This is a genomic window from Streptomyces sp. MNU76 (assembly GCF_020982545.1).
In the GTDB taxonomy this organism is placed as follows: Bacteria; Actinomycetota; Actinomycetes; order Streptomycetales; family Streptomycetaceae; genus Streptomyces.
This window is the reverse complement of the sequence record NZ_JAJKLK010000026.1, coordinates 180,115-195,857: the sequence shown is the minus strand read 5'-3', so window position 1 is coordinate 195,857 and position 15,743 is coordinate 180,115. Positions and strand designations below refer to the sequence as shown.

General features: G+C 73.1%; 11 protein-coding genes and 2 pseudogenes. 10 read left to right on the top strand and 3 right to left on the bottom strand.

The annotated features are described in order from the left end of the window. Positions 1-64: 64 nt before the first annotated feature. The 3 genes from E4N62_RS41665 to E4N62_RS41655 are packed head-to-tail and all read left to right on the top strand — an operon-like array spanning position 65 to position 3,103. Entirely contained in the window at positions 65-1,060 is a 996-nt protein-coding gene (locus E4N62_RS41665; RefSeq protein WP_230223232.1) for a tripartite tricarboxylate transporter substrate binding protein, read from the top strand. After that, positions 1,057-1,602 (top strand): tripartite tricarboxylate transporter TctB family protein, encoded by a 546-nt coding sequence (locus tag E4N62_RS41660; RefSeq protein WP_230223183.1) that lies wholly within the window; start codon positions 1,057-1,059, stop codon positions 1,600-1,602. The genes E4N62_RS41665 and E4N62_RS41660 overlap by 4 nt, the downstream gene beginning before the upstream one ends. A 1-nt stretch (position 1,603) precedes the next feature. Next, positions 1,604-3,103: a tripartite tricarboxylate transporter permease gene (locus E4N62_RS41655; protein WP_230223181.1), complete on the top strand. Its 1,500-nt coding sequence runs from the start codon at positions 1,604-1,606 to the stop codon at positions 3,101-3,103. A gap of 15 nt (positions 3,104-3,118) precedes the next feature. Here the strand turns inward: E4N62_RS41655 and E4N62_RS41650 are convergent, their stop codons facing one another. Further along, positions 3,119-3,643 carry a hypothetical protein gene (locus E4N62_RS41650; protein WP_184902845.1) on the bottom strand — a complete coding sequence of 175 codons (525 nt, stop codon included), beginning with the start codon at positions 3,641-3,643 and terminating at the stop codon, positions 3,119-3,121. A gap of 314 nt (positions 3,644-3,957) precedes the next feature. Between E4N62_RS41650 and E4N62_RS41645 the strand changes: the two genes are divergently transcribed. Together E4N62_RS41645 and E4N62_RS41640 are read left to right on the top strand one after the other, a co-directional pair. Next, on the top strand, positions 3,958-5,880 hold the full coding sequence (locus tag E4N62_RS41645; RefSeq protein WP_230223179.1) for a long-chain fatty acid--CoA ligase: 1,923 nt from the start codon (positions 3,958-3,960) through the stop codon (positions 5,878-5,880). 152 nt (positions 5,881-6,032) lie between these two features. Next, a complete protein-coding gene (locus tag E4N62_RS41640) occupies positions 6,033-7,280 on the top strand; it encodes a DUF4032 domain-containing protein (protein ID WP_230223177.1) in 1,248 nt (415 codons plus the stop codon). A gap of 58 nt (positions 7,281-7,338) precedes the next feature. Here the strand turns inward: E4N62_RS41640 and E4N62_RS41635 are convergent, their stop codons facing one another. Beyond that, positions 7,339-8,211, bottom strand: coding sequence for a universal stress protein (locus E4N62_RS41635; RefSeq protein ID WP_230223175.1), 873 nt, complete (start codon positions 8,209-8,211; stop codon positions 7,339-7,341). Positions 8,212-8,268: 57 nt separating this feature from the next. Here E4N62_RS41635 and E4N62_RS41630 point away from each other — a divergent pair, with 57 nt between their 5' ends. The 5 genes and pseudogenes from E4N62_RS41630 to E4N62_RS41610 all read left to right on the top strand — a co-directional run bounded on the left by E4N62_RS41630 (position 8,269) and on the right by E4N62_RS41610 (position 12,459). After that, the gene (locus E4N62_RS41630; RefSeq protein ID WP_230223173.1) at positions 8,269-8,625 is read left to right on the top strand and encodes a VOC family protein; all 357 of its coding nucleotides are present in this window, start codon (positions 8,269-8,271) and stop codon (positions 8,623-8,625) included. 66 nt (positions 8,626-8,691) lie between these two features. After that, positions 8,692-9,354 (top strand): annotated as a pseudogene (locus E4N62_RS41625) (response regulator); the annotation flags it as partial. Positions 9,355-9,383: 29 nt separating this feature from the next. Beyond that, positions 9,384-9,755: pseudogene (locus E4N62_RS41620) on the top strand (ATP-binding protein); the annotation flags it as partial. 401 nt (positions 9,756-10,156) lie between these two features. After that, complete coding sequence (locus tag E4N62_RS41615; protein WP_230223230.1) at positions 10,157-11,152, top strand: threonine/serine dehydratase; 996 nt, start codon at positions 10,157-10,159, stop codon at positions 11,150-11,152. Between the two features lie 83 nt (positions 11,153-11,235). After that, on the top strand, positions 11,236-12,459 hold the full coding sequence (locus E4N62_RS41610; RefSeq protein ID WP_230223171.1) for a 4-hydroxybenzoate 3-monooxygenase: 1,224 nt from the start codon (positions 11,236-11,238) through the stop codon (positions 12,457-12,459). A gap of 22 nt (positions 12,460-12,481) precedes the next feature. On the opposite strand, the gene E4N62_RS41605 is transcribed toward E4N62_RS41610, so the two are convergent. After that, positions 12,482-15,325, bottom strand: a complete 2,844-nt coding sequence (locus tag E4N62_RS41605) for an amidohydrolase family protein (RefSeq protein WP_230223169.1) — start codon at positions 15,323-15,325, stop codon at positions 12,482-12,484. Between the last annotated feature and the right edge of the window lie 418 nt (positions 15,326-15,743).

Sequence of the window (15,743 nt, the reverse complement as noted above, 5' to 3'; positions counted from 1 at the left end):
GCGGGCACGATGTGGCCCAGGTCACCCTTCCCCCCCTCGACCCGACCGACAGGTGGTGGCATTCGTGCAACTGCGCACCCCGCTCGCCCTGCTCGGGGCGGCCGTGCTCGTGCTCGTGGGACCGCCGCTGCTGTCCACCGGCGACGACACCGGCACCGGCACCGGCACCGGCACCCAGATCCCCGGCCTGCGCTTCATGGTGCCGAACACACCGGGCGGCGGCTACGACATCACGGCACGGACGGCCGCGAAGAACGCGGAGGACGCCGGTCTCACCCACAACATCGAGGTGTTCAACCTGCCGGGTGCCGGTGGCACGGTCGGCCTGAGCCGGCTGGTGAGCGAGCACGGCAACGGCCGGCTCGCGATGTCGATGGGGCTCGGTGTCGTCGGCGCCGTCCGCTCCAACGACGCGCCGAAGACCCTCGCCGACACCACCCCGATCGCCCGCCTCACCGAGGAGCAGGACGTCGTGGTGGTTGCCAAGGACTCCCCGTACAAGACGATCGACGACCTCGTCGGGGCCTGGAAGGACGACCCGGGCAAGCTGCCGGTGGGCGGCGGTTCGGCACCGGGCGGGCCCGACCACCTGGCGCCGATGCTGATGGCGCGGGCCGCCGGGATCGCGCCGAAGGACGTCAACTACATCCCCTTCGACGGCGGCGGTGAGCTGCTCGCCTCGATCCTGGGCGACAAGGTCGCCTTCGGCGTGTCCGGAGTCGGCGAGTACCTGGACCAGATCAAGGCGGGCGAGCTGCGGCTGCTCGCGGTGACCGGCCCCGAACGCGTGCGCGGGCTGGACGCGCCGACCCTCCAGGAGGCCGGATACGACGTGAACTTCACCAACTGGCGCGGCATCGTCGCCCCGCCCGGCCTCACCGACGCCGAGCGCGACAAGCTCACCCGGCTGATCGAGGAGCTGCACGATTCGCCGGAGTGGCGACAGTCCCTGAAACAGAACGGCTGGGACGACGCGTTCCTCACCGGCGACGCGTTCGGCGACTTCCTGGACGCCCAGGACAGTCGCGTGGTGTCGGTGCTGAAGGAGCTGGGCCTGTGACGACGCGGACGGACACCACCGGCACTCCCCCGACACCCGCCGACGAGCGACGCTCCTGGCTGCGCGACCACTCCGAGCTCGGCGTCTGCGTCCTGCTGCTGGCGCTCGGCGTCCTCGTCCTGACCGACGCGCTCACCATGGACGTCGACATCGCCCAGCGCGGTCCCGTCGGGCCGCGGACCGTGCCGATCGTGGTCGGCGCCGGTCTGCTGCTGATCGCCGCGCTGCTCGCGGTGGACGTGCTGCGCGGCGGCCGGGGCGAGGCCGAGGCCGGCGAGGACATCGATCTGTCCGAGCCCGCCGACTGGCGCACGGTGCTGCTGCTGGCCGGGGTGTTCCTCGGCGCGGCGGTCCTGATCGAGCCGCTGGGCTTCCCCATATCCGGCGCCCTGCTGTTCTGGGGCGCGGCGTACGCCCTCGGCAGCCGCCGCCTGGACCGTGACCCGCTCGTCGCGGCCGTCATCTCCCTGGTCACGTACGCCGTGTTCGACAAGCTGCTCGGAGTGCCGCTGCCCGGTGGTCCGCTGATGGGAGTGCTGTGACATGGACGCCGTCAGCTCCCTCCTCGACGGCTTCGGTACGGCCCTGACACCGGTCAACCTGCTGTGGGCCGCGATCGGCGTCCTGCTGGGCACCGCGATCGGGGTGCTGCCGGGGATCGGGCCCGCCATGGCGGTGGCGCTGCTGCTGCCGGTGACGTACGGGCTGAACCCGGTCGGCGCGTTCATCATGTTCGCGGGCATCTACTACGGGGCGATGTTCGGCGGTTCCACCACGTCGATCCTCCTCAACACGCCCGGGGAGAGCGCGGCCGTGGTCGCCGCCATGGAAGGCAACCCCATGGCCAAGTCCGGGCGCGGCGCGCAGGCGCTGGCGGCGGCCGCCATAGGGCACTTCGCGGGCGGCATGGTCGGCACGGTCCTGCTGGTGGCCCTGGCGCCGAAGGTCGCCGAGCTGGCCGTGGACATCGGCGCCCCGGACTACTTCGCGATCATGGTGCTGGCGTTCATCGCGGTGACGTCCGTCCTCGGCTCGTCCCGCATCCGGGGCCTGGCCTCCCTGCTCATCGGCCTCACGATCGGTCTGGTGGGCCTGGACCAGATGACCGGCCAGCAACGTCTGACCTTCGGCTCGCTCCAGCTCGCCGACGGTGTGGACGTGGTGATCGTCGCGGTGGGTCTGTTCGCCATCGGGGAGGCCCTGTGGGTGGCGGCGCATCTGCGGCGCAGTCCGCCGGAACCCATCCCGGTGGGCCGGCCCTGGCTCGGCCGCTCCGATGTGCGGCGGACCTGGAAGTCCTGGGTGCGGGGCCCGTTCATCGGCTTCCCGTTCGGCGCGATCCCTGCGGGCGGCGCGGAGATCCCCACCTTCCTGTCGTACGTCACCGAGAAACGGCTGTCGAAGCACAAGGACGAGTGGGGCAAGGGCGCCATCGAGGGCGTCGCGGGCCCGGAGTCGGCGGCGTCGGCCTCGGCGGCGGGCACCCTCGTCTCCATGCTGACCCTCGGCCTGCCCACCACGGCGGTCGCGGCGGTCATGCTGGCGGCGTTCCAGCAGTACGGCATCCAGCCGGGCCCGCTGCTGTTCGAACGGGAGCCGGACCTGGTGTGGGGCCTGATCGCCTCGCTCTTCGTCGGCATGGTCCTGCTGCTCGCGCTCAACCTGCCGCTGGCCCCGCTGTGGGCGAAGCTGCTGCGCATCCCGCGGCCCTACCTCTACGCGGGGATCCTGTTCTTCGCGGCGGTCGGCGCGTACGCGGTCGGCGGTGAGGTGATCGACCTGGTGATCCTGCTGGTCATCGGTCTGATCGGCTTCGGCATGCGCCGCTACGGTCTGCCGGTGCTGCCCGCCGTCATCGGCGTGATCCTCGGCCCGGGCGCCGAGCAGCAGCTGCGCCGGGCCCTGCAGATCAGCGACGGCAGCGTCACCGGCCTGGTGAACACGCCGTTCTCGGTGACCGTGTACGTGATCATCGCGCTCCTGCTGGCCTGGCCGCTGCTGAAGCGGCTGGTCACGCGGAGGCGCGATGCCGAGGCCGGGTGACCGGCGGCCGGGCGCTCAGCCCGCGCCGCGCTCCGCCTCCTCGTGCAGGAAGGCGCTGATCTGGCCCGCGAGGTCCGCCCGGCCCGGGCCGCCCGCCGGGTCGAGGAGATCCTCGTCGACGCCGATGCCGCCGGACCACAGGTACCGCTCGGTCCACTCCTCGTCCGCGCGCAGCTGGACCTGGATGTCGAACTGGGAGAGGTGGGCCTCCGGGGCGGCCGCGTACAGGACGGAGGTGGCGCGGCGCAGCGGGTACAGGTCGAAGCCCTCGATGAACCGGGAGTTGCGCCAGTCGAGGAAGGCGCTCTCGCCGTCGGGGCCGGTCCGGATGTCGAGCTGGCCGTCCTCCAGGTGCAGGCCGACGTGGTCGCCGCCCCGGTTCTCCACGGTCACGCGGAACCGGAAGTACGTGAGGCCCTCGGCGGCGTCGTCGCGCCCCCGCGGGGGCTCCGCGCACTCCACTCCGTGGACGCGCACACGCAGGCCGGCCAAATCGCCGTCGTACTCCTGCCAGTCCCCGATCACGTTGGGCTCGCGCACCGTCCACCTCTCCACATCGGCGGGACACCTCCCGCGTTCGCGCGCACCACAGTGCCACACCCGTCGGACGTCCGGATCCGGGGCATCATCGCCGGTCAGAGGTGATCAAGGCGTGGGCAGCGACGATTCCCGGGAGGGCGCCACGAAGGAGGTCGGCCACGTGCCGCACATCACGTTCACGGCTCACTGTGCGGATACGCGGGGGCCGACTTGCCGATTCCCCGAGCGGGTTCCGGCACAGTGCGCTACGTTCGATCACCGCCGGTTGGCGCACCGTCGGCGAGGTCGCGTGCAGGGAAGGTTCTGAGCGTCGCATGGGCAACTTCGGCATCGCTCCGTCGACGGGCCCGGTCATGACCGGGGGGCTGGCCGATTCGCTGTTCGAGACGGCGCACCGCGATCCCGCGCTGCCGCAGCTCGCGCGCCGTGACAGCGCCTCACCCGACACCTGGACACGGGTGAGCGCGGCCGAAGCACGGGACGAAGTGGCCGATCTGGCCAAGGGGTTGATCGCGTCCGGGATCCGGCCGGGCAACCGGGTGGCCGTGATGGCGCGGACCCGGTACGAGTGGACGGTGCTCGCCGTCGCGCTGTGGGCCGCGGGCGCCGAGATCGTGCCGGTCTGTCCGACGTCGTCGCGCGACCAGATCGAGTGGATCCTGCGGGACGCGGCCTGTGTGGGCGTGGTCGTCGAGGACGAGTTGGGCGTGATGACCGTCGGCTCGGTGTGCGCCAAGCTGCCGCTGCTGCGGTACGTCTGGCAGCTGGACGCCGAGTCCCTGCCGCAGTTGGTCGAGGCGGGCCGGGACGTACCGGACGCGACGGTGGACTCGCTGCGCCGTATCGTCATGCCGGACTCCACCGCCGTCATCGCGTACACCTCCGGCACGACCGGCCGGCCCCGGGGCTGCGCGCTCTCCCACCGCAGCCTCGCCAGTCCCTGCGACGCGCTGCTCGCCGGCTGGCGGCACACGGCGGCGGCGCCCGGTGAACAGCCCGCGATCCTGGCCTTCCTGCCGTTCTCGCACGTCTACGGCCTGATGATCCAGGGGATGTGTCTGCGCGGCGGGCTGCTCCTCGGGCACGAGCCGGAGTTCGACGAGGAGGCGCTGTCCGCCGCGCTGCGCTCGTTCCGGCCGACGTTCCTCCACGGTGTCCCGTACCTCTTCGAGCGGATCCACAAGAACTTCCTGCGCAAGGCCCAACAGGCGGGCCGGGGGCCGCTGTTCGAACGCGCGGTGCGCACGGCGCAGGACTACGCCTTCGCCGTCGAGCGGCAGCGGCTGGGCACCGGTCCCGGGCCCGCGATGGATCTCAGGCTGCAACACGCCTTCTACGAGAAGACCGTGTACCGCAAACTGCGCGCGACGCTGGGCGGCCGGGTGCGCGGCGGCTGTTCGGGCGGCTCCCCCCTCAACCGCGACCTGACGCTGTTCTACGCGGGTATCGGCATCCTCGTGCACGACGGGTACGGCCTGACCGAGACCGCCGGGGGCATCACCGCCCAGCCGGTGGGCCGGGAGAAGTTCGGCACCGTGGGCCGTCCGCTGCCGGGCACGGAGATCCGGGTCGCGCGGGACGGGGAGATCCTGGTCAACGGGCCCTCGGTGTTCCAGGGCTACGTCAACGACGAGGCGGGCACCCGGGCCGCGCTCCAGGACGGCTGGCTGGCCACGGGGGACATCGGGCGGCTGGACTCCGAGGGCTATCTGTCGATCACCGGTCGCAAGAAGGAGATCGTCATCACCAGCGGGGGCAAGGGGGTGGCCCCCGCGCCGCTGGAGGAGCAGCTGCGGACGCATCCGCTGATCCATCAGGCGGTCGTCGTCGGGGACAACCGGCCCTGCGTGGGCGCCCTGCTGACGCTGGACCCGGAGTTCCTCGCGCACTGGCGGGGATCGTTGTCCGCGCCGGGCGAGTTGCTGGGCCGGGAGGCGCGGGAGGAGAACGCGCTGCGGCAGGAGGTGCTGCAGGCGATCGCCGCGGCCAACAGCACGGTGTCGCGCTCGGAGTCGATCCGTGTGTACCGCATCCTGCCCGAGCCGTTCGACCTCGCCAACGGGATGCTGACGCCGTCGATGAAGCTGCGCCGGGACACCATCGTGCAGCGGTACGCGGCCGAGATCGAGGCGATGTACGCGACCTCGGCGCGCACCGCCCGCCGTACCCTCTCGGACGAGTTCGCGGGCTGGGACGACTCGGACCCCGACGACGTGTTCCGCCGCGCCCGGCACTGACCGCGGCCGGGCACCACCCGAACGTCCGACCACGGGTCGGGCCGCTGTTGACGAAACGGTGTCTCGGATGCGGAGATGCTCCAGGCGGCAGGCGGGAGACCGCCCCGCCGCACTCCGCACCACCGTGACACGAAGGCAGAGGACCGAGACCCATGGCACTGCAGATCAGCGCCACCAACCCCGAACACCCCGCGCTGTTGCTCGAACTGCCGTGGCACCTGCCGCTGGAGGAGTGGCCCGAACACCATCTCGTGCCGCTCCCCCGCGGTATCTCCCGCCACGTGGTGCGCTACGCCCGCGCGGGCGACGAGGTCGTCGCCGTCAAGGAACTGGCCGAGCGGCCGGCGCTGCGCGAGTACGAACTGCTGCGCGACCTCGACCGGATCGGCATCCCCGCGGTGGACGCGCTCGGCGTCGTCACCGGCCGTCTCGACGAGGCGGGCGACCCGTTGGAGCCGGTGCTGATCACCCGGCACCTGGGCGGTTCGATGCCGTACCGCTCGATGTTCGAGACGACCATGCGCCCGGCCACCATGCACCGGCTGATGGATGCCCTCGCCGTCCTGCTGGTGCGGCTGCACCTGGCCGGGTTCGCGTGGGGCGACTGCTCGCTGTCCAACACGCTGTTCCGGCGGGACGCGGGCGCGTACGCGGCGTACCTGGTGGACGCCGAGACGGGCGATCTGCACGCGCGGCTGAGCACCGGGCAGCGGGAGTACGACCTCGATCTGGCCCGGGTCAACATCAGCGGCGAGCTGCTGGACCTGGAGGCGTCCGGGGCACTGCACCCGTCGGTGGACCCGATCGACTTCGGCAACGAGATCTGCTCCCGCTACCACCGGCTCTGGGAGGAGCTGACCCGCACGTCGGTGTACCCGGCCGGGAAGTACCACTACATCGAGCGCCGGATCCGCCGCCTGAACGACCTCGGTTTCGACGTCGCCGAGATGCAGATCGAGCACGCCGACAACGGCGACACGGTGACCTTCGTGCCCAAGGTCGTCGACGCGGGCCACCACCAGCGGCAGCTGCTGCGGCTGACCGGTCTGGACACGGAGGAGAACCAGGCCCGGCGGCTGCTCACCGACCTGGAGAGCTGGATGGCCACCCAGGACGACTACGCCCCGGGCGACCCGCTCGGCGCCCGTCCCGAGGTGCTGGCCCACCGCTGGGTGCGGGAGGTGTTCCGGCCGACCGTGCGGGCCGTCCCGCTCGAACTGCGCGGCTCGATGGACCCGGCGGAGATCTACCACCAGCTCCTCGAACACCGCTGGTACCTGTCCGAGCGGGCCCAGCACGACATCGGTCTGGACACGGCGGTGAAGGACTACGTCGACAACGTCCTGCCGAAGACCCTGGCGCTGCTGCCGCCGAAGGTGGACGACGTCATCGCCGACTGAGCCACCGGGCGCCCGGGGCCGGTGACCCCGGGCGCCGGGCGCGGGTAACCGGTGCGGGTCACCTGTGGGGGACGACCGCCACCGGGCAGTGCGCGTGGTGCAGGACGCCGTGGGCGACCGACCCGATGCGGGCGCCGACGGCCGTACGGCGGGCGCGGCGGCCGACGACCACCAGCTGGGCCCGCTGGGCCACGGACAGCAGCACCTGTCCGGCGCTGCCCATCTCGACGTGCTGGGTGACCCGCACCCCGGGGAACCGCTCCTGCCACGGCTCCAGTGCGGCGGCCAGCGCCTTCTTCTCGTAGGGCTCAAGGCCGCCGGCCTCGTCGAGGAGCTTCAGCGAGCCGGGGCTGTACGCGTACAGCGGGGGCAGCGTCCACGCCCGCACCGCGCGCAGGGACGCCCCGCGCGCGGCGGCCGTCTCGAAGGCGAACCGGAGCGTGTCGGCGCTGTCCTCCGGCGTGCCCTGCTGGCCGACGACGACCTCGCGTCCGGCGGCCTCGGTGCTCGGGGTGTCCTCGGCGCGCACCAGCACGACGGGACGCGGTGACTCGACGATCACCTGCTGCCCGACCGAGCCCAGCAGGAAGCCGACCACCGCGCCGTGCCCGCGCGAGCCCAGCACCAGGGTCTCGGCGTGCTCGGCGGCGCCGACCAGCGTCTCGACCGGCGGGCCCTCCACGAGGTCCGCGGTCACCTCCAGCTCCGGGTGCCGTTCGGCGACCCCCCGCGCGGCCTCGGCGAGGGCCTCGCCGGCCCACCGCGCCTGTCCGTCCCGGTCCACGGTGATCGCCTCGTGCGGCTCCCACCGCCACGCGTGCACCACCCGCAGCGCCAGGCCCCGGCGTACGGCCTCCCGGCCGGCCCACGCCAGTGCGGCGAGGCTCTCGGGGGTACCGTCCACTGCGGCGGTGATCGGGCGCGTCGTCATCGGCCACCTCTCGGTTGTCACATGGCTGACGGCTCCAGTCTTCACTACGCTCGCCGCATGACCTTGCAGTGGGAGCAGGTGCTGGTGGACGCGGCCGATCCGGCGGCGCTGGGCCGCTGGTGGGCACGGGCGCTCGGGTGGGTGGCGGTCGACGAGTCCCCCGACGAGTACGAGATCCGTCCGGCCCCGGACCGTCTGCCCGGCCTCCTGTTCGGGCGCAGCCCGACCCCCAAGGACGGCAAGAACCGCCTCCACCTGGATTTCCGCCCGGACGACCAGGAGGCGGAGGTCACCCGCCTCCTCGCCCTCGGGGCCCGGCACGCGGACATCGGGCAGACCGGTGACGAGCCCTGGGTCGTGCTCCAGGACCCGGAGGGCAACGAGTTCTGCGTGCTGGCCCCGCGCCGGACCTGACGGCGCCCTCGCGCCCCGGACCGTGGCTGCGCGGAAGCCGCGAGCAGCGGCACGGTCGAACATACGATGGGCCCATTGGTCTCGGGGTGGAGGAGTGTGACTCAGGCTGTCGGTCCCGCGCGGAACGTGATCCTCACGGTGGATGACGATCCCGGGGTCTCCCGTGCGGTGGCGAGGGATCTGCGCCGCAGGTACGGCGAGTCGTACCGGATCGTGCGGGCGGAGACCGGGCAGGCCGCGCTGGAGGCCCTGCGGGAGCTGAAGCTGCGCGGCGACCAGGTGGCGGTGATCCTGGCCGACTACCGCATGCCGGAGATGAACGGCATCGAGTTCCTGGAACAGGCCCTGGACGTCTGTCCGGGCGCGCGGCGGGTCCTGCTCACCGCGTACGCCGACACCGGCGCGGCGATCGACGCGATCAACGTCATCGACCTCGACCACTACCTGCTCAAGCCCTGGGACCCGCCGGAGGAGAAGCTCTATCCGGTCCTGGACGACCTGCTCCAGGCCTGGCGGGCCGCCGACCGTACCCGCGCGGGCACGACGAAGGTGGTCGGGCACCGGTGGTCGGCGCGGTCGTCGGGGGTACGGGAGTTCCTGGCGCGCAACCAGGTGCCGTACCGCTGGTTCTCCTCGGACGAGCCGGAGGGACGGCGGCTGCTCGCGGCGGCCGGGGCGGACGGCACGCGGCTGCCGCTGGTCGTCACCCCGGACGGTACGCCGCTGGTGTCGTGGAGGCCGCGCACGGCAATGCTCGGCCGTCCGATCCGGGCGAGCTGAACCAGGTGTGGACGAACCTGATCGACAACGCGGTCGCGGCGATCAACGACACGGGCGGCGCGGGCACGTTGACGGTACGGACGGCACCGGACCACCGGGACCAGGTCCTGATCGAGTTCCAGGACACGGGCCCCGGCGTCCCCCCGGACATCAAGGGCCGGATCTTCGACCCCTTCTTCACGACCAAACCGGTCGGTCAGGGCACCGGGCTCGGCCTCGACATCTCCTGGCGCATCGTCGTCAACAAGCACCACGGACACATCGAGGTCCACTCCCGGCCGGGGGAGACCCGTTTCCAGGTCTTCCTGCCGCTGAGGCACCGGCCGCCGACCTGGACGTCACGCTCGCCGACGACCCCGAGGAGACCTCATGACCCTGCCCGCCGGAATCGACCCCGCCGTTCCGCCGAGCGGCGACGGGTGCGTGGAGTGCGAGGAGGCCGGCGGCTGGTGGTTCCACCTGCGGGGCGCGTCCCGCGGGACTGGACGTCGGCGCTACGGTGAACTGAGCGGGGGAGCTCGGGGATCCGGGTGAGGGGTGCGTTGTCGACTGCGGGCGCGGTGGGGCTTCTCGCGCAGTTCCCCTCGCCCCTATAAGCAACGGCCCGGCGCCCCTGAAAAGCACGGGGCGCAGCCCCTGCTTTTCAGGGGCGCGGGGAACTGCGCGAAGCCCACTCACCCGCACCCGACGACGCACCCGCACCCTCCCGCACCCCACGAACACCAGCCCCACCGAACGGAGTGACATCGTGTTGATCGGGATCGGCGAGATCCAGGACGCCGCCCAACGCATCGCCGCCCACGTCGTGCGGACGCCCACCGTGCCGAGCCCGGGGCTGTCCGCGCTCCTCGGCGCCCCGGTGACCACGAAGCTGGAACTGCTGCAGCGCACCGGCTCGTTCAAGGCGCGCGGCGCGACGGCGAAGCTGCTGACGCTCTCGGAGGCGGAGCGGGCCGCCGGGGTCGTGGCGGTCAGCGGTGGCAACCACGGCATCGCGCTGGCGCACATGGCCGCCGCCCTGCACATCAAGGCGACCGTGGTGATGTCCCGGTCCGCGCCCCGGCGGGCCGCCGACCTCGTCGAGGCCGCCGGCGCCTCGCTGCGACTCACCGACGGGATGGCGGAGGCGTTCGCGCTCACCGAGCGGCTCCGGTCGGAGGGCCTCACCCTCGTCCACCCGTTCGACGACCCGTTGGTGATCGCCGGGCAGGGCACCGTGGGCCTGGAGTTCGCCGAGGACCTCGGGAACTCCGGGGCGACGGCGGCCACCGGGGACACCGGCGCGCCCACGGACGTGCTCGTCAGCATCGGTGGCGGCGGTCTCGTCGCCGGTGTCTCCGCCGCCTTCAGGGCACTGCTGCCGGGCGTCCGCGTCTGGGGCGTGGAAACCGTCGGGGCCACGGCGATGGCCGACGCGATCGCGGCGGGCGGGCCCGTGACCGTCCCTCTCTCCTCGGTCGTCACCACGCTCAGCGCCCCGTCCGTCTCCCGGCTCACCTACGACCATGTGACCGCCCTCGTCGAGGACGTCCTCGTGGTCTCCGACGCCGAGGCGGTGCAAGGGGTCCTGGACTTCGCCGAACACGGCAAGGTGTGGACGGAGCCGGCCGCCGGCTGTCTGCTGCCCGCCGCCCGGCAGGTCCTCGAACGTGTCGGCGACGGCGCCCGGCTGGGTCTCGTGGTCTGCGGTGGGAACGCGACGACGGCCGACGTCGCGGAGTGGGCCCGCCGGTTCGAACTGAGGTGAGGGGGAGCCCGCCCCCAACTCCCTTGCCCCGCGTCTCACTTGAGGACAGCCCCCGGTCTCCGGTCACCCGGCATAATGCACGGGTGACCACCCCCACTCCCCTCCCGGGTCCGGACTCGCCCGAGCGCACCCCCGTCGTCATCGTCGGCGCCGGACCGGCCGGGCTCACCGTCGGCAACATCCTGCGCGCCGCCTCCGTGGACTGCGTGGTGCTGGAGACCGAGAGCCGCGAGTACATCGAGGGGCGGCCTCGGGCCGGGTTCCTGGAGGAGTGGGCGGTGCGCGCGCTGGAGCGGCGCGGACTGGCCGGACGGCTCCTGGAACGGGCCCCGGTGCACACGGAGTTCGAGTTCCGTTTCGCGGGCGGGCGGCAGCGCTTCCCGTACACGGAGATCACCGGTCATCACCACTACGTCTACCCGCAGCCGCTGCTCGTGACGGATCTGGTCAGGGAGTACGCGGACGTCCGGGGCGGTGACATCCGGTTCGGCGTGCGCGAGGTCGCGCTGCACGACATCGACGGCGAGCGCCCGTCCGTGTCGTACCTGGACCCGGCGACCGGTGAACGGCACGTCCTCGCCTGCGAGTTCGTCGTCGGCTGTGACGGCGCCCGCGGTGTCACGCGGACCGCCCTGCCGGCCGAGCACGCCACGGTCGCCCGGCACGACCACGGGGTCGGCTGGCTGGCGCTGCTCGCGGAGGCACCCCCGTCGTCCGACTGCGTCGTCCTCGGTGTGCATCCCCGGGGCTTCGCCGGGCACATGGCGCGCGGCCCCGAGGTCACCCGCTACTACCTGGAGGTCCCGGCCGGCGACGACCCGGCGAACTGGCCGGACGACCGGGTCTGGTCGGAGCTGCACGCCCGCCTCGCGGCGCCCGGCGCCCGGCCGCTCACCGAGGGCCCGCTGGTCGAGAAGCGGGTGCTCGACATGCACAACTACGTCACCGAGCCGATGGCGTACGGCCGGCTGTACCTCGCCGGTGACGCAGCGCACCTCGTCGCACCCATCGCCGCGAAGGGCATGAACCTGGCCCTGTACGACGCCCTGCTGCTGGCGGACGCCCTGAGCGCCCGCCTCCGCACGGGCGACGACCGTGGGCTGCGCGGCTATTCGGACGCCTGTCTGCGCCGGGTCTGGCACTACCAGGAGTTCTCGCAGTGGCTGGCGGAGCTGCTGCACGGGCCGTCGTCCGGCGACCCCTTCCGGGCCGGCGCCGCCACCGCGAGGCTCCGCCGGGTGCTCGGCTCCCCCGCCGCCGCGTCCACCTTCGCGGAGCTCTTCATCGGCAAGGGAACCGATCACTGATCCCGGGCGGTCGTCGGGACGTTCAGTGGCCGTCGTGACAGCAGCCGTCGCGGCGCATCAGCCGGCCGACCTCCAGCCAGTCCTCCTCCGTCCCGGCGGCCTTCACCCGTCGGGCGGAGGGCCGGTAGGCGGCCACCAACTCCTCGGTGGTGTACGGCGTTCCGCCCCGCAGCACCGTCACCGTGCGGACGAGGTCGGCGAAGTCCGTGAAGGGGTCGCCGTCGACGATCGTCAGGTCGGCGAGCTTGCCCGTCTCGACCGTGCCGAGGTCGTCGTCGAGACCGAAGAGCCGGGCCGGAAGAACGGTCGCGGTGCGCAGGGTCTCGGCGGGGCCGAGGCCTCCGGCGTGCAGGGCGCGCAGGGCGAGGTGGAGGAAGAGGCCGACGGGGCCGAGCGGCTGGTCCGTACCGAGCGCGACGACGCCGCCCGCCACGAGGATCCGCCGGTAGATGTCGGTCTCGGTGCGCAGGGCGGCGAGTTGGGCGGGTGGGCGGGGCCCCGCGCCCTGCCGGACGACGGCGGCGTCCCACGGCGGCATGACGACCGTGACCCGGGGGTCGTCGGCCAGCGCCGGGTCGGCGCCCATGAGGGGTGAGGCCGTGAAAGGGGTGGCGATCAGGGAGAAGTCCACGCCCTGCCGGGTGTAGATCTCGACCACGTCCTGGTGGGCCCGCCCGGTCGTGGTGATGGCGTGGCCGAACTCCGCGCGCTGGGTGGCCTGGAGATGCGTCGTCAGGTCCTGACCGAGCTGGACGCCCGGGGAGAGCAGATGGCCGCCGGTGCGCACGCCGAGGCGTTCGTGGGCGAAGCGCGCGGCCTCGCTCATCACCCAACCGGGCGCCCTCACATAGGTCTTGACGAAGTCCCAGTCGAGGGCCTCGGCGCGTTCGAGGGAGCGGTGCAGTCCGGCCCTCGTGCGGTGGGCGCGGCCCATGCTGTAGGCGACCCGGGCGCCATCGAGGAGTTCGCCGGTGGTGAGGAGCCGGGGTCCGGCGAGCCGGCCGGTGTTCACCTCCTCGCGGATGCGTGCCTGTTCGTGGGCGAAGCCGCCCAGGGAGACGGCGGTGGTGACACCGTAGGTGAGCTGTCCGGTGGCCTGGCGGCTGCCGTAGGTGCTCTGCCAGGGGTGGGTGTGGCTGTCCCAGAGGCCGGGGATCACGGTGTGCGCGGAGGCGTCGATCCGGCGGAGCGCGGCGCGGCGGTTGCCCCGGTGCGCTTCGACGGCGGTGATCCGGCCGCGGCGTACGACGATGTCGACGTCGTCGCGGACCGTCTCGCCGGTGCCGTCCCACATCTGCCCCGCGTGGACGACGATGTCGGCGGGGGTGGGCCGGGTGTGGTCGAGCGGCACGCGGACGGTGCGGGCGTGATCGCCGGAGACGTCGATCAGGCGGAGCCGGGTGCCGGACTGGTAGAGCAGGGTTTTGGAGTCGCCGGACCAGGTGGGGTGGTCGGCGGGTTCGGTGGTGAGGGTGCGGAGTCTGCCGCGCGGGGTGCCGTCGGGGGTGACGGGCAGCAGGCAGAGCGCGGACTCGACGATCACGGCCATCCAGCGCCCGTCGGGTGACCAGACGGGCCCGGAGTCGTAGCGGTCGGCGATGGAGGTGTGGGGCGCGACCGTGTGCAGCCGGTCGGCGCCGGTCGTGGCGTCGACGACCCGGATCAGGTTGTAGCCCTCCCGGAAGCGGGCGCCCAGACGGTTGCGATCGCACAGTGCGAGGTGGCGGCCGTCGGGCGACCAGCTCGGTCTGCCGGGGATGCCGCCGCCGCCGAGCGGTGCCACGAGGACGCGTTCCGCACCGCTCGCCAGGTCCCGGACGACGAGCCGGCCGACCATGTCGAGGCACGCGAGCCGCTCGCCGTCGGGCGAGAGGGCGGGCATGACCCGGCCGCCGGTCGCGAGGGCGGTCTCCTCGCCGGTGGCCGGATCGTGTCGGTAGACACCGAGCAGTCCGTCGCGGTCGTCGGCGTAGACGAGCGAGCGTCCGTCGGGTGCCCAGGAGGGCGCGAGCAGGGTGCGGGTGGCCGGCGACTCGCGCAACCGCTTCGGTCGGCGACCGCCCGAAGTGCCTGCCAACCAGAGCGAGTTGAGGGCGGCGAAGGCGATGCTGCGGCCGTCCGGCGACAGCGCGGGCAGGTGGATGCCGCGCACGGGGCGAACCCGCTCCTGGCCGAGGTCGTACTCCTTGACGCGGTAGCGCGGCCGGTCCACCGGGAGGACGCCCTCGAAGGGGATCTCCTCCGGCTCCGCGGGTTCCTCGGGGCGTACGAGGGTGAAGGCGCCGTCGAGCGTGACCAGCAGTCGGCCGTCGGCCGTCCAGCGGGGCGGCACGGGCGCGAGGTCGCCGTCGACCGGGACGGCTCGCCCGTCGACGACGAGGGTGCAGGAGCCGTTCGGGGAGGCCGTGGTCCGCAGGTGGGCGAGACGGCCGTCGGCGGCGAGAGCGGGGGTCATGACCTGCGCGGCGGCGGTCTCGGTGTGTTCGACGGTCACCGCCCCGCTGCCGTCGGCGGCCACTGCGGCGATCGTGCGGGACTCGACGGTGGGGGTGGTGCCGGTGGTGACGACCTTGGCCCGCACGAACAGAAGCCGGGTGCCGTCCGGTGACCAGGTGGGGTCGAAGTCCTCCCACGGGCCGTCCTGGAGGGGGCCGTCCTGGTCGGGCAGGCCGGTGACGGGGGTGACGGCGCCGGTGCCGAGGTGCAGGACGTGGATGCGGTAGGGGCTTCCGCCCAAGGGGGCGTCGGGGTCGCCGCCGCGCTCGGAGCCGAAGGCGAGCCGGGTGCCGTCGGGCGACCAGGCCGGTGCCCGGTCGTCCCAGGGGCCGTCGGTGCGCTGCCTCAGGTCGGAGCCGTCGGGGCGCATGGTCCACAGGTGGAAGCCGCCGCCCTGGTAGGCGCAGAACGCGACGAGAGCGCCGTCCGGGGAGTGGGTGGGCCGGTTGGGTTCGAGGCCGGCCGGGGTGAGGGGGACCGCTTGGCCGCCGCCGCGCGGAAGCGACCACAGGCCGCTCTGGGCCTCGGCGATCAGTGTGTCGCCGGCGGGTGCGAGGGTCGCCGAGCCGTTGGTGGCCCGGGTGAAGGTGAGGGAGAGGGCCGCGTCGGCGGTACGGGGCCGGGCGGCCGCGGGGGCGGCCGGACCGACGGCGCCGATGACCGCGGCGGCCCCGTGGCACCGGTGGCGGCGAGGAGCTGACGGCGGGTCAGGGGTGGGGTGGGGCGACTCTGGTCACGGTCCATGACATGGCACGCTCGCGCACCACGCGGCCCACGGGCAACACCGC

Excerpts from the sequence above, each read along its gene's own strand:
- E4N62_RS41630 (WP_230223173.1), top strand. The coding sequence starts at position 8,269 with ATGACCTTGCAGTGGGAGCAGGTGCTGGTGGACGCGGCCGATCCGGCG.
- E4N62_RS41655 (WP_230223181.1), top strand. The coding sequence starts at position 1,604 with ATGGACGCCGTCAGCTCCCTCCTCGACGGCTTCGGTACGGCCCTGACA.
- E4N62_RS41605 (WP_230223169.1), bottom strand. The coding sequence starts at position 15,325 with ATGCGCCCCGACGGCTCCGACCTGAGGCAGCGCACCGACGGCCCCTGG.
- E4N62_RS41635 (WP_230223175.1), bottom strand. The coding sequence starts at position 8,211 with ATGACGACGCGCCCGATCACCGCCGCAGTGGACGGTACCCCCGAGAGC.
- E4N62_RS41645 (WP_230223179.1), top strand. The coding sequence starts at position 3,958 with ATGGGCAACTTCGGCATCGCTCCGTCGACGGGCCCGGTCATGACCGGG.
- E4N62_RS41640 (WP_230223177.1), top strand. The coding sequence starts at position 6,033 with ATGGCACTGCAGATCAGCGCCACCAACCCCGAACACCCCGCGCTGTTG.